The organism is Bartonella phoceensis (genome assembly GCF_902825145.1).
Classification (GTDB): Bacteria; Pseudomonadota; Alphaproteobacteria; order Rhizobiales; family Rhizobiaceae; genus Bartonella; species Bartonella phoceensis.
Genome location: NZ_CADEAD010000002.1, coordinates 113,418 through 126,298 on the forward strand (window position 1 = coordinate 113,418; position 12,881 = coordinate 126,298).

Below are 12,881 nucleotides of genomic sequence, written 5' to 3' on the forward strand. Positions count from 1 at the left end.
GATTATAGATAATATATTTTTTAATCAAAATTGTAAAAATAATAAAAAAGTATTAGAGATGTATATTACAGTTATAAAAGTGGAATATTAAAATGAGAAAATCACTTTTATAACTTTGACTGCTTATATTTTATCAGCTTGTGATTATTATAAAAGCTGAAGTAAATAAGTAATTTGGTTTATGTGCCTATTAAGAAGGTCGTTTTTGCTAGAATCCAGCAAGAAACAAATTAGGTCAGTAAAAGCAGAACGATTTAATAGTTATTATGAGTGTTGAGGTTTAAAACGTGAACTCGTAGGTAAGTTTGTAAAATCAGCGATATAATTGTTCATCCTTCTAAGATATGTGAAAAGTAAAAGGAGTGAAAGATGAAAAGGTTTATTATTACAGCGGTATTAGGTATGTTTTTAGGAGTACCAAGCTACGGACAAGATTATATTATTCCTGGTTTTGAGGTAGAGAAATCTGGTAAAGGAGTTAACATCGCTGGTTTTTCAAATTCTTATACAGAGTTACTGAAAAAACAACTTGAAAGTATGGAGGAAATACGTAATTCTATAACTGGTGCTCGGACAATCAATAAGGTACCACAGAAAAATGATGGAAGTTTATATTTTTCAAATCCACAATCTATCTATAACAATGAAGAACAGACAGAACTTGCTGCAAAAGTTCCCCAGCTCTTCAGAGAGATAATAAAGAACGAAAACTATCTTCGTGATTCTTCTATCGACGATGCGCGTGAAGCTATCGATACACGCAGACAATATGCAGCAATTATTGATAAAGCTGTGACTTTACAGATTTTTCAAGAAATAGAAAATCGCTTTCAGCAAATTACAGACATGTTAGTTACGCTTGATAAGATAAACGATTTAAAAGGTATTATTGAAATGAAGACGCGCATGGAAGGCATGCTCCTCATGATTCAGAATGAAGCGGCAAAACTGAAAATGGTTGCACACTCTCGCGACATCGAACAAACACTCATTGACCGATTAAAACGTAAACGCAATGTGCAAATTCTTGGAAGTTTAAATAGAAAAATGCCTAATATAAGATAAATTTATTTAACAGTTCTTTTTACATCATTTATCTTTTTTATTTCTACTCTCAAGAAAATTTAACATATAGAATTTAGTGCTCTCTCAACAAGATAAAGTAACAGATATAAATTTAGTTGATTTCACGATAATTCTCTTCAAAATAATTCCAATGAGAAATACTCGGATGTGTTGTGTAAATATAAAAAACGTACAACATATTGCCATGTTGTAAGCTAACAAAAACTCAAAATTCACTCAAGAGGAATACTATGAACTGCACAATGTTCACGCAATTGTTCAATTACATTGATCAAGCAACAAAGACAGATGTTATGGACATTATTTCAAAGGCAGTTTCTGTAATTATGTTCTTTACATCAACCAGTCTCACCGTTGCTTTCATCGTATATGGTGGCTTATTCTCTGCAAGGCAATAAATATACCAGTCTCTAGGTTTCTGAACCGTTGTCTGCGAATAAGTGTTATTATACTTCAAGAGCTCTAACAGGAAAACTTTATCAGCCTAAAATCACAAATTTAATAAAGGAATTATAGAACGATTTGGTTAAGTGTACTGATAAAAGATTCCTTAAATAATAACCAACTAGCTCACTAGCCTGGCACAACAGTTGGTAAGAGATTCGATTGTATAATCCGTATTTTCGAGGAAGGTATTTTCTCGAATGTTGATGGGCTGATTTATGCTTTTTTCAATATAGGTATATTGCTTGTTGCAAAAAGCTTCCTTATAGCAATAGGAATACACGCACTATACCAATAAAAACCGCATTTACTCTTCTGGTAAAACGCGAAACACTCTTTATTATTACTTTACTCTGCCACAAACTTATCGTTTTTTTGAACAGTGGATAATCAAAATTCTAAGCTATATAATTTTCTTTATACTCCTAGCTACCATATTTAATCTGATAAGGACTATCTTTGTAAACTATAGGGAAAGATTTTAGAATCAATTACCAACAGAATACGAATTACATATTGGTTGCAATTCTCATCCTTTCCATTATACCCACTGTACTGTTTCTCACACTGTCAAGCATGACCAATGTTTTGAAAAAGGCATTGTATTTAGGTATCTACGGAAATGAGAAACTATAAGAAGCAATAATTCCCATAAAAGATGCATCACTAAATAATCAAAATACAAAAAGCGCGCATTAAAAATATCTGCACTGCTGATAAATTTTTCAATAAAAAAATGAGATAACGAAAAATAAAGACCATATATAAAAATATATTTTATAATCAAAATTGAAATAATGATAAAAAAGTGTTATGAGGGTACATTACGGTTATAAAAGATGAGTATTAAAATGAGAAAGACCATTTTTATAGTTTTGATTGCCGGTCTTTTATCGGCTTGTGAATTGGCACCAAAACTAAAGCAACCAAGTGGCTGGAACCGCGTGCCTATTAATAAAACAGTCCCTGCCGAAATTCAGCGAGGAACAATATGATAAAGAAACAAGCTAAACCAGTAAAAGCCGAACAACTTAATAGTTATTATGAGGAAAGTCGGGGTTTGGAACGTGAACTCATTAATGAGTTTATAAAGTCACGTAAGACAGCATGGCGTGTGGCAGGTGCCATTGGTATTTTTGGGTTATTCGGCATAATGTGCGGAATTATTGGCTTCTCCCAACCAGCTCCAATGCCCTTGGTGCTACGCGTTGATAATGCGACTGGCGCAGTCGATGTAGTTTCTGTGATACGCGAGCATGAAACCAGTTATGGTGACGTTGTAGATAGATATTGGCTCAACCAATATGTGCTTAACCGCGAAACTTACGACTACGATACTATTCAGTTGAGCTATGACACTACAGCGCTTTTAAGTGCACCAACCGTTCAACAGGAATTTTATCGAATCTATGAGGGTGACAATGCGCGTGACAAGATACTTTCTAACAAAGCACGTATTACGGTTAAAGTACGATCGATCCAGCCTAATGGACGTGGTCAAGCGACTGTACGTTTTACAACACAACAATATGAAAGCAATGGTCTTGTTGGACCCAAACAACACCAAATCGCAACAGTTGGCTACACCTATGTTGGTACACCGATGAAATCATCTGATCGATTACTTAACCCCCTTGGTTTCCAAATAACAAGTTACCGCGTTGACCCGGAAATACTGTTGAATAATTAAGGAATTGATCATTATGAAAAAACTTGCGTTCATTGCTCTATTGTCATCGTTTTCCTTTCTTCATACGGTATCCGTGCAAGCACTTAAAATTCCATCTAGTTCACAGCATGATCATCGCATTCGCTATACAACGTATAACGCAGATGATGTCGTTCAAATTGAGACTGTTCTTGGCGTAGCCACACATATTATCCTTGAAGAAGGTGAACAATATATCACTCATGCTTTTGGTGATTCGGATTCTTATGCCTTTGCACATAAGGGGCGGCATGTCTTTATTAAGCCTAAAGCAGACCTTGCTAATACGAATCTCATCATTGTAACCGATAAGCGTAGCTATAAATTCCGACTACAGCTTCGGAATGATCGTGCTAATTCCACCTATGAATTAGCTTTTCATTATCCCGACGTGAATACAGAGAAGTTAGATGAAAACGACCAACAGCAAGCTGTTGAGCGTGGTTTTTACAAAGGTGTGAAAGGTTACAACCTCAGCTACACCATGAGCGGTGACAAAGATATTGCCCCGATAAATGTTTGGGATAATGGACGTATTACTTATTTCAAATTTCCCGCCAATGTGGACATGCCATCAATTTATGTGATGGATGCTGAAGATAATGAAAGTCTAATACCACGCACTGTTGTAGGCAAGGCCAATAATATTATCGCTGTTCATAAGGTCAATCCCAAGTGGATCATACGGCTTGGCAAGCGCGCCTTAGCTGTTTTCAACGAAGCCTATGACCCCAATGGTGCACCAAATACAACTGGAACAATATCTTCGGTGGTTCATCGCGTCAATAAAGGAGAGAAATAATGTTCGACGATAAGAAAGGAGATGGCATAAATAAAGGTGTAACGCCAAACTACACCGAACAAGAACACATTGAAGGTGCGTATGGTAGCTCCGAATTGGGTTCAGAGCGTCGTCCAGTGATTCCTGGTGTGCGTATATTGTTGATGGTAGGGTTTATTATCATAATCATTATACCGGTTGCTCTAACCTGGAAAGCTTTAAAAATGCGTAATGCTGTAGAAATGGAGGAAGAAAGGCCTCAACAGGTAGTGCAACAGATTATACCGCAGTATACCCCCCGCATTATAGAAGAACCAAAGGTTGTAGAGGAGATCGAAAAGCCCGCACAGACGGAGGATCCAGCGGAGGAACTTCCAGCGGCTTGGGCTAAACTTCTTCAAACAACAGTTCCACCACATTTGATTAAAGATTCTGAAGAATTAGCACGCAAGCGTATGTTAAATTCTAGTCTTAATAGCGGTGGCAGTGAAGGTTCTGTGGAGCATTTGAAAAATGATACATCTGATAATAGTAAAAACAATAGCGCATTATTCAACAACCTACAACCCGTGCGTTTAGGTCAATCACGTGCAGTTCAGCTTCGTAATCGTGATTTCCTTATTACCCAGGGAACACAGATGGATTGCACACTGGAAACGAAAATTATTACATCGCAACCGGGAATGACAACCTGTCATTTAACACGTGATATTTATTCTGCAAGCGGTCGGGTTATTCTTCTAGATCGTGGTTCTAAAGTTATTGGTTTTTACCAAAGTGGCATACAACAAGGGCAAACACGTGTCTTCGTGCAATGGTCGCGTATTGAGACACCTTCTGGTGTTATCGTGAATATTGACTCACCCGGTACAGGTCCTCTTGGAGAAGCTGGTATTGGTGGTTGGGTCGACACACATTTTTGGCAACGCTTTGGTGGTGCAGCCATGTTGAGTATAATTGGTGATTTAGGCGGATGGGTAAGAGATAAGGTTGGCTTAGGAAGTAAGAAAGATAAAGAGAAATCACAAACACGAGATTTTGCGGGTGCTGAATCGGTAGTGACCGGCGCGCTTCAAAATTCAATCAACATTCAGCCAACACTTTATAAAAACCAAGGTGAGCGAGTAAATATTTTTGTTGCTCGAGATTTGGATTTCAGTGATGTCTACAGCCTCGTTACACGTTAATCGGATACAGAAAGATCAAGCAGTTGCACAGCTTCTGCAGCCACTTGATCGTTTCTTGGAAGATCCGGAGATTACAGAATTATCGATCTGTCGCCCCTATGAGATCTGGACGAAAAGCCTCAAGGGTTGGCAGGTACATAATATGCCAGAGTTGACAGCTACTTTTTTGCAAACGCTTATCACAGCTATCATTGTTTATAATGGGATGGCTCCTAAGAGTATTAACTATGTACGTTTACCTGGTGGACAACGCGGTACAATTATACAAACACCGGCTGTTATCGATGGGGCTCTATCCTTTGTGATTCGCAAACATTCCCTCACGGTTAAGACCCTAGAGGAACTCAACGAAGAGGGTACATTTGATGGTTTTGTTGATGTAAGTTTCAATAAACCTTCAGAAAAAGAAGCAAATAGTTTCTTATCGAAGCAGGACTTCACACGGTTGGAGCCATTTGAAATAGAACTCTTGCGTCTCAAACGTGATAAAAAAATTCTTGAGTTTTTAGAACAATGCGTACTTCAAAAACGTAATATCATCATCGCAGGAAAAACAGGATCAGGTAAAACGACATTTGTTCGTTCTTTAATCGGAAAGGTACCGTTAAAGGAGCGTATTATCACAATTGAAGATGTTCATGAGCTTTTTTTACCCGATCATCCTAACCGTGTGCATATGATTTATGGTAACGGTACAGGTCGTGTTTCAGCTGATGAGTGTCTAGATGCGTGTCTGCGCCAATCGCCTGACCGCATTTTTCTCGCGGAACTGCGTGGCAATGAAGCGTGGGAATACCTTAACTCGTTGAATACTGGGCATCCAGGATCAATTACAACGACACACGCCAATAATGCTTTACAAACATTCGAACGATGTGCCACGTTAATTAAAAGATCAGAAGTGGGGCGTCAACTTGATATAGAAATGGTAAAGCTTGTGCTTTATACTACAGTGGATGTGATATTGTTCTTCAATGATCGAAAACTCTCTGAAATCTTTTATGACCCAATTTTTTCTAAATCGAAGATAGTTTGAGAAAATTTTGCAGTATCACAGAAAAAACAGCAGCCACAACAATTTTTTGTGTTTTTTTTAACCTCTTAAAATAAACTCCTCCTCTTCTCAATTTTCCGGCGAATCTTTCATGTCCTTATAGGAGCTGGAAAATTGATGATACAGAAGATTCTTATTGCTTCTGATCATTTTTTATTCATTTTTTGAAAAGTATATTTTTTTTATACAAAAAAGAAAAATCACTACAAAATAAACATTTCAACAAGAAGAATAACTCTCGATTTATATATCATCATAACTGCTATAAAAGACTTGCATGAGAGATGTACTCTAAATAATTTTTGTCATAAAGACAATAATTTATCTTTCTAAAATTCTATGTTCCACTTGTCTCATGACCAATGCAGATGTTTTTAATCAAACAACCCTGTTATACAATCTACCAACACGAAAAGCTTAATACACCACAAATTCCAATCAAGCAGAAAAAATTACATTCTAATTTGCTAACAGATCACATATTATATTTCATTACCGTTTCATTATGAGCATTTTCATTACAATTTTTTTACGCTATATTCTACTTTTTGTAGCACATCAAACGTGCATCTGAAAATATCTCGAAAAAAATTTTACTATTTCTTAATGTAAACTTACTGTGTTTTATGGCTTCTTCTTCTGTATAATTTTGCAGACTTACAGATCACTTCACAATCACAGAAACGATTGTGAGCTTTGGCCCTAAATTATACATAGCCTACACTTTTCTGCCCAATGATTGTGAGAAAATAGGGGCAATAAAATAAGAAATTTTTTAATGATCGTACTCATGAACAATACAAACAACAAACAGCGATCAATTATGCTCGACAGTTGCTATAAAGTTTTATCTCTCACATTGAGAAATATTTTTTATACCAAAAGATAAGATGACAAAGAATTTTCGTTTCGCAAGAAAATCCCTTGCGCTTGTATACAAATAACAAGAGAATCCAATGAAAAATGAAAACTTAAACGACTTTCTCTGAAGAAGATGAAAGAATGCAAAACTGGTCGCCCATAAAGATTGATCAAAACTAAGCATAATTTCTGTAAAAACCAAAAGCGTTCAGGCAATACCAATCTCTTACAGTAAGTTTTTCTACATTCAATATGTACTTTTTCAATGAGGCATCCCCTTTGCTCAAAAGAAAAGATATATCTTTTTTAAAAAGCGATAAGTACGATTGTTTTAATTCACGTATAAAAGCCAATAAGCTTTTATAGATTAAACTCCGTGTATCACTTTAAAGAATGCTAAAGCCCCACACATCTTCTTACCTCTCCCATTATCCTCATGAACTGGTACATTTTTAAAGCCGGCGTTCAACCATGAGTTTTTTAATCTCAGCAATTGCCTTAGCTGGATTTAGCCCCTTTGGACACGTCTGTGCACAATTCATAATCGTATGGCACCGATAAAGACGGAAAGGATCTTCTAAATTATCAAGACGCTCACCACACATCTCATCACGTGAATCAGCAATCCAGCGATAAGCCTGTAGCAAAATAGCTGGTCCCAAATAACGATCGCCATTCCACCAATAACTCGGACATGATGTCTGACAACATGCGCACAAAATACACTCATAAAGACCATCAATTTTTTTGCGGTCGGCGTAGCTTTGTAACCACTCTTTGGCAGGTTCAGGCGAAACGGTTTGCAACCAAGGTTCAATCACCCGATGTTGAGCATAAAAGCGCTTTAAATCAGGAACCAAATCTTTAACAACCGGCATAGAGGGCAAAGGATACACCTTAATGGGATGCTTGACATCATCCATACCTTTGGTACAGGCAAGTGTGTTTGCCCCATCAATATTCATTGCACATGAACCACAAATACCTTCACGGCATGATCGACGGAGTGTCAAAGTTGGATCGATATGATTCTTAATAAACAAGAGCCCATCTAGAATCATAGGACCACAAGCGGAACGATCCACATAATAGGTATCTAGATGAGGATTTTCCTCATCATCAGGTGACCAACGATAGACATGGAATTCTGTCAGTTGTGTAGCACCTTCAGGTTTAGGCCAAACCTTTCCTGGTTTTACTTGAGAATTTTTGGGAAGTGTGATTTGTACCATAATTCATTCTCCCCTTAATAAACACGTTTTTTAGGTGCAATACGTTTTAAGTCGATACCACCATCTGCTTCAGATGTTAAGGGATCAACATGAACAGGTCGATACGACAAAGTTACCTCACCATCTTTTGACAAATGTGAAAGGGTATGTTTACGCCAATTTTTGTCGTCACGATCTGGATAATCTTCGCGCGCATGAGCTCCCCGACTTTCTAAACGCGCTTTTGCAGAATAAACAGTCGTAATTGCATTGGCCATCAGATTCTCAAGCTCTAATGTTTCGACCAAGTCAGAATTCCATATCAATGAGCGATCTGTTACTTTGAGATCCGACAGTTCATCCCAAATTTGACTGATTCGCTGACATCCTTGTTGCAAAGAATCCTCTGTACGGAAGACAGCAGCATCTTCTTGCATAGTACGTTGCATTTTTTCACGCAATGCAGCTGTTGGCATCGCCCCTTGCGCAAAGCGTAAACGATCAAAACGCGTCATAATTTCGTCGACAGCCGCCTCATTAAGAGGCGGAATTTCCGCATTTCGATCAATCACTTCACCGGCACGAATTGCAGCGGCACGGCCAAATACAACAAGGTCAATTAATGAATTTGACCCCAAACGGTTAGCACCATGGACAGAAGCACAGCCAGCCTCCCCCACAGCCATCAAACCTGGTTGAACACGATCAGGTGAATCAGGCGTTGGATTGAGAACTTCCCCGTAGTAATTGGTGGGAATACCACCCATATTATAATGGACCGTTGGAAGGATGGGTATAGGTTCTTTTGTCACATCAACCCCCGCGAAAATCTTTGCGGATTCAGAAATTCCTGGTAAACGTTCATGCAATATAGCCGGATCAATATGGTTGAGGACCAAATGGATATGATCCTTTCTTGGACCAACACCGCGCCCTTCGCGAATTTCAAGCGTGATACAGCGTGAAACCAAATCACGTGAAGCCAAATCTTTAAAGGAAGGTGCATAGCGTTCCATAAAGCGTTCACCTTCAGAATTGACCAAATATCCTCCTTCACCACGCGCTCCTTCTGTAATGAGACAACCAGCACCATAAATCCCTGTAGGATGAAACTGAACAAACTCCATATCCTGAAGTGGTAATCCAGCACGTGTGATCATTCCACCACCATCACCCGTACAGGTATGTGCCGATGTTGCAGAAAAATAAGCACGTCCATAGCCACCGGTTGCCAGAACAACCATCTTGGCAGAAAAACGGTGTATTGTGCCATCATCGAGATTCCATGCCACAACACCGGTACACACACCATCAGTCATGATGAGATCCAGCGCAAAATATTCAATAAAGAACTGTGCATTATTTTTTAAGCTCTGACCATAAAGCGTGTGCAAAATCGCATGTCCCGTACGATCGGCTGCTGCACAAGTCCGTTGAACAGGTGGACCTTCACCAAACTGCGTTGTATGCCCACCAAAGGGACGTTGATAAATTTTACCTTCTTGCGTCCGTGAAAAGGGCACCCCATAATGTTCTAATTCATATACAGCAGCCGGTGCGTTACGCACCAAATATTCCATTGCATCGGTATCACCTAACCAATCAGATCCCTTGACTGTATCGTACAAATGCCACTGCCAATTGTCAGGTCCCATATTGGAAAGCGAGGCTGCAATACCGCCTTGTGCTGCAACCGTATGCGACCTAGTTGGAAAAACCTTTGTGATACAAGCTGTTTTTAACCCCTGCTCCGCCATACCGAGTGTTGCACGCAAACCCGCACCACCTGCACCAACAACCACAACATCAAATTTATGATCTACCATGCGATAAGAAGCATTACCTGCTCTAGCACCCAGAGATGATCCTGTTTTCGCCATATTTTTACCCCCCCAATGCAATTTTCAAAAGAGCAAAAATGATGACACCTCCCACGACAAAACAAAACAAAACATTTAAGACCAAGAAGAACATTCTTAGACCCTCACGTGGAACATAATCTTCAATAACAACCTGCATTCCAAGCTTCATATGATAGAGAACCGAAAGGGTCATTAATCCCATTAAAACAGTCACAACAGGATGTGCAAGCCGTGCACGCACAATACTATAGTCTTTTCCAACGAGTGAAAGAATGAGAACAATGAAAAAGATCAAAAGCGGTAGATTTATAAAACCTGTTAAGCGCTGTAACCAAAAATGCTCTGTTCCTTCATGGGCACTTCCACGACCACGTACTTTAGCAAGTTCTGTTCGAAAATCTTTTTTCATAGCCTCTCCACCCCTCAGCTAAACAATGCTATATCCAATAACCCAAATTGCAAAAGTAATAATAAGAGAAATAAACACTGTAGCCCAGGCAGTTACTGTTGCCTTTTTTTTAGCCAAAAGGCTAGGTTTCAGATCCCAAACAATATGACGAAGTCCACCAACCATGTGATGGATCCCCGCAAGTGTATAAAGCAACAAGATACAAAGTCCGAACCAAGAACTATAAATCTCATGAATTGTTTTGAATGTCTCAGCCCCACAGCTGACTGAAACTAACCAAACAGCAAGAAAGACTATTCCGAAATAAAGCGCTATACCAGTCATCCGATGCGCAATCGACATTGCCATCGTAATAGTCCAACGGTAAATACTTATATGGGGAGAACGAGGGCGCTCTTTCATCCTGATTGTCTCTGTCATAAAATACCCTGACCTGATTTTCACTGCAGCTGCATCATAAGCGATAAGATTCGCACAAAATGACCACCTGCATTAGCATTTCCATTTATTTGGCACTTTAAAGATACCAATATCACAGGTCGGTTATCTCAAATAACGGATTAAAGGTCACGCACAAAAAAACCGATCGTTCTACAGACAAGTAACTGTAAAAAACGTCTCAATCTAATATACTTTTATCTTCACGTCAAAGGTTTAACATCGTTTCTCAAATATAAATATGCATTTTTTCAAGTATACACATCCCCATCTCTAAATACGAATAATAACCCTTGGATTCTTGAATTCCAGCAAAGATTTAAGAGAAATAAGATGCAAAAAATCTGAGAAGAACAACATCTCACGTGCACTTTAAAACCCTTTTATTGCACTGTAACAAGAACTAAGAAAAGTAAACGAGCAACACACAAAACTGTTTATGCATAAATTCTAGCAGACACAGCATTTATTCGGCAACTTGTGTTTCAGCATCTGCACGCATAGCTGCTGCTTGTGCAACTTCAGCAACCTTTTCGCCTTTTTTCCGGTGATCTCTCTTCTCAGCGATACGTGCAGCTTTACCCCTCAAACCACGAAGATAATAAAGTTTTGCACGACGCACTTTACCCCGACGCATAAGCTCAACACCTTCAATCAAAGGAGAATAAACCGGAAAGACACGTTCAACACCTTCACCATAAGAAATCTTGCGCACTGTAAAGGTCTCATTCAACCCACCACCTGAGCGCGCAATACAAATCCCTTCATAGGCCTGAACACGTGTACGTGTACCTTCGCTCACGCGTACCATAACACGAACTGTATCTCCTGGCTGAAAGGCTGGAAATTGGCGTTTTGCTTCAATCTTTGCACATTGTTCAGCTTCAAGCTGTGCGATAATATTCATTTCTTTTATCCTTCATGTTCTTTATCGAACAGTCAGAGCGCTCAACTCTTGCCAAAAAAGCCTTTTTACACAAAAAAGAAGTTCTTTAGGCTATGCGTTACGCAGGAGCGAATGCACCATTCCTTCAATTTTAATTCTGGAACTACAGAAAACCCTTCAATTAAGAAAACTCTCCCAAAAGAAAGCTATTGCAATACACTACCTTACAATATGAATCAAGTTTTCTGACGATTTTTATCATAACGCGCATAAAGATCAGGACGACGTTGACGTGTTAAGAGTTCGGATTGTTGTTGACGCCAATCTGCAATAGCTTTGTGATGACCTGATGTTAATACTGGTGGAATGCTCCGTCCTTCGAAAAGAGAAGGACGCGTATACTGAGGATGCTCGAGCAAATCATTCTCAAAACTTTCACATCTTGCAGAAGCCTTATTGCCCATAACTCCGGGAAGAAGACGTACAATTGCATCCAAGAGAACCAATGCCGCCGTTTCCCCCCCTGAAAGAATATAATCACCTATAGACACTTCTTCCAATTCCCGTGCTTCTATTATTCGCTCATCTACACCCTCAAAACGTCCACAAACTAATGTCACTCCCGATTCACGGACCAAAGAGCGGGCATAAGTTTGGTTAAAAAGCCGCCCACGCGGGCTCATCAACAATCTTGGTGAATCATTTGGACAACTATCAAGTGCAGCTGCTAACACATCTGCCCGCATGACCATACCAGCCCCCCCACCAGCTGGTGTGTCATCAACACTATGGTGTTTATCCAAAGCAAAATCCCTAATATGCACTGTCTCTAGCGACCATATTCCTCGCGCTAAAGCTTGTCCGGCTAGAGAATAACCCAAAAAACCAGGAAACATTTCAGGATAAAGTGTTAGAATACGCGCTTGAAATTTCATTTTTTCATTCTTTCATCCT

14 protein-coding genes are annotated in these 12,881 nt (G+C 39.1%); 8 read left to right on the plus strand and 6 right to left on the minus strand.

All coding sequences use genetic code 11. From position 1 onward, the window contains the following. The first annotated feature begins 369 nt into the window (after nucleotides 1-369). The 8 genes from J7R07_RS02715 to virB11 all read left to right on the plus strand — a co-directional run bounded on the left by J7R07_RS02715 (nucleotide 370) and on the right by virB11 (nucleotide 6,242). A complete protein-coding gene (locus J7R07_RS02715; protein ID WP_208435409.1) occupies nucleotides 370-1,065 on the plus strand; it encodes a TrbJ/VirB5 family protein in 696 nt (231 codons plus the stop codon). Between the two features lie 251 nt (nucleotides 1,066-1,316). Beyond that, entirely contained in the window at nucleotides 1,317-1,484 is a 168-nt protein-coding gene (locus tag J7R07_RS08340; RefSeq protein WP_246464830.1) for a hypothetical protein, read from the plus strand. A 399-nt stretch (nucleotides 1,485-1,883) separates the two neighbouring features. Then, entirely contained in the window at nucleotides 1,884-2,015 is a 132-nt protein-coding gene (locus J7R07_RS08580; protein WP_425489180.1) for a type IV secretion system protein, read from the plus strand. 366 nt (nucleotides 2,016-2,381) lie between these two features. Beyond that, a complete protein-coding gene (locus tag J7R07_RS02725; protein WP_208435410.1) occupies nucleotides 2,382-2,525 on the plus strand; it encodes a TrwH protein in 144 nt (47 codons plus the stop codon). After that, nucleotides 2,522-3,220, plus strand: coding sequence for a VirB8 family type IV secretion system protein (locus J7R07_RS02730; RefSeq protein ID WP_208435411.1), 699 nt, complete (start codon nucleotides 2,522-2,524; stop codon nucleotides 3,218-3,220). Before J7R07_RS02725 ends, J7R07_RS02730 begins: the two co-directional genes overlap by 4 nt. Before the next feature lie 13 nt (nucleotides 3,221-3,233). Continuing rightward, on the plus strand, nucleotides 3,234-4,040 hold the full coding sequence (gene virB9 / locus J7R07_RS02735; RefSeq protein WP_208435412.1) for a P-type conjugative transfer protein VirB9: 807 nt from the start codon (nucleotides 3,234-3,236) through the stop codon (nucleotides 4,038-4,040). Beyond that, nucleotides 4,040-5,206 (plus strand): type IV secretion system protein VirB10, encoded by a 1,167-nt coding sequence (gene virB10, locus J7R07_RS02740; protein ID WP_208435413.1) that lies wholly within the window; start codon nucleotides 4,040-4,042, stop codon nucleotides 5,204-5,206. Before virB9 ends, virB10 begins: the two co-directional genes overlap by 1 nt. Further along, nucleotides 5,178-6,242 (plus strand): P-type DNA transfer ATPase VirB11, encoded by a 1,065-nt coding sequence (gene virB11 / locus J7R07_RS02745; protein ID WP_208435414.1) that lies wholly within the window; start codon nucleotides 5,178-5,180, stop codon nucleotides 6,240-6,242. Before virB10 ends, virB11 begins: the two co-directional genes overlap by 29 nt. A 1,331-nt stretch (nucleotides 6,243-7,573) precedes the next feature. On the opposite strand, the gene J7R07_RS02750 is transcribed toward virB11, so the two are convergent. The 6 genes from J7R07_RS02750 to trmD all read right to left on the minus strand — a co-directional run bounded on the left by J7R07_RS02750 (nucleotide 7,574) and on the right by trmD (nucleotide 12,862). After that, nucleotides 7,574-8,353 carry a succinate dehydrogenase iron-sulfur subunit gene (locus J7R07_RS02750; protein WP_208435415.1) on the minus strand — a complete coding sequence of 260 codons (780 nt, stop codon included), beginning with the start codon at nucleotides 8,351-8,353 and terminating at the stop codon, nucleotides 7,574-7,576. Nucleotides 8,354-8,367: 14 nt separating this feature from the next. Then, nucleotides 8,368-10,212: a succinate dehydrogenase flavoprotein subunit gene (gene sdhA / locus J7R07_RS02755; protein WP_208435416.1), complete on the minus strand. Its 1,845-nt coding sequence runs from the start codon at nucleotides 10,210-10,212 to the stop codon at nucleotides 8,368-8,370. Nucleotides 10,213-10,216: 4 nt separating this feature from the next. Next, on the minus strand, nucleotides 10,217-10,603 hold the full coding sequence (sdhD, locus tag J7R07_RS02760; protein ID WP_208435417.1) for a succinate dehydrogenase, hydrophobic membrane anchor protein: 387 nt from the start codon (nucleotides 10,601-10,603) through the stop codon (nucleotides 10,217-10,219). 18 nt (nucleotides 10,604-10,621) lie between these two features. Continuing rightward, the gene (gene sdhC / locus J7R07_RS02765) at nucleotides 10,622-11,023 is read right to left on the minus strand and encodes a succinate dehydrogenase, cytochrome b556 subunit (RefSeq protein ID WP_208435418.1); all 402 of its coding nucleotides are present in this window, start codon (nucleotides 11,021-11,023) and stop codon (nucleotides 10,622-10,624) included. Nucleotides 11,024-11,507: 484 nt separating this feature from the next. After that, a complete protein-coding gene (gene rplS / locus J7R07_RS02770; protein WP_208435419.1) occupies nucleotides 11,508-11,948 on the minus strand; it encodes a 50S ribosomal protein L19 in 441 nt (146 codons plus the stop codon). 215 nt (nucleotides 11,949-12,163) lie between these two features. Then, complete coding sequence (gene trmD / locus J7R07_RS02775; RefSeq protein ID WP_208435420.1) at nucleotides 12,164-12,862, minus strand: tRNA (guanosine(37)-N1)-methyltransferase TrmD; 699 nt, start codon at nucleotides 12,860-12,862, stop codon at nucleotides 12,164-12,166. Nucleotides 12,863-12,881 lie beyond the last annotated feature (19 nt).

What these genes read in the sequence shown, in the direction of transcription:
- J7R07_RS02715 (WP_208435409.1), top strand. Translation starts at nt 370, where the DNA reads ATGAAAAGGTTTATTATTACAGCGGTATTAGGTATGTTTTTAGGAGTA.
- J7R07_RS08340 (WP_246464830.1), top strand. Translation starts at nt 1,317, where the DNA reads ATGAACTGCACAATGTTCACGCAATTGTTCAATTACATTGATCAAGCA.
- J7R07_RS02725 (WP_208435410.1), top strand. Translation starts at nt 2,382, where the DNA reads ATGAGAAAGACCATTTTTATAGTTTTGATTGCCGGTCTTTTATCGGCT.
- J7R07_RS02730 (WP_208435411.1), top strand. Translation starts at nt 2,522, where the DNA reads ATGATAAAGAAACAAGCTAAACCAGTAAAAGCCGAACAACTTAATAGT.
- virB9 (WP_208435412.1), top strand. Translation starts at nt 3,234, where the DNA reads ATGAAAAAACTTGCGTTCATTGCTCTATTGTCATCGTTTTCCTTTCTT.
- virB10 (WP_208435413.1), top strand. Translation starts at nt 4,040, where the DNA reads ATGTTCGACGATAAGAAAGGAGATGGCATAAATAAAGGTGTAACGCCA.
- J7R07_RS02750 (WP_208435415.1), bottom strand. Translation starts at nt 8,353, where the DNA reads ATGGTACAAATCACACTTCCCAAAAATTCTCAAGTAAAACCAGGAAAG.
- sdhA (WP_208435416.1), bottom strand. Translation starts at nt 10,212, where the DNA reads ATGGCGAAAACAGGATCATCTCTGGGTGCTAGAGCAGGTAATGCTTCT.
- sdhD (WP_208435417.1), bottom strand. Translation starts at nt 10,603, where the DNA reads ATGAAAAAAGATTTTCGAACAGAACTTGCTAAAGTACGTGGTCGTGGA.
- sdhC (WP_208435418.1), bottom strand. Translation starts at nt 11,023, where the DNA reads ATGACAGAGACAATCAGGATGAAAGAGCGCCCTCGTTCTCCCCATATA.
- rplS (WP_208435419.1), bottom strand. Translation starts at nt 11,948, where the DNA reads ATGAATATTATCGCACAGCTTGAAGCTGAACAATGTGCAAAGATTGAA.
- trmD (WP_208435420.1), bottom strand. Translation starts at nt 12,862, where the DNA reads ATGAAATTTCAAGCGCGTATTCTAACACTTTATCCTGAAATGTTTCCT.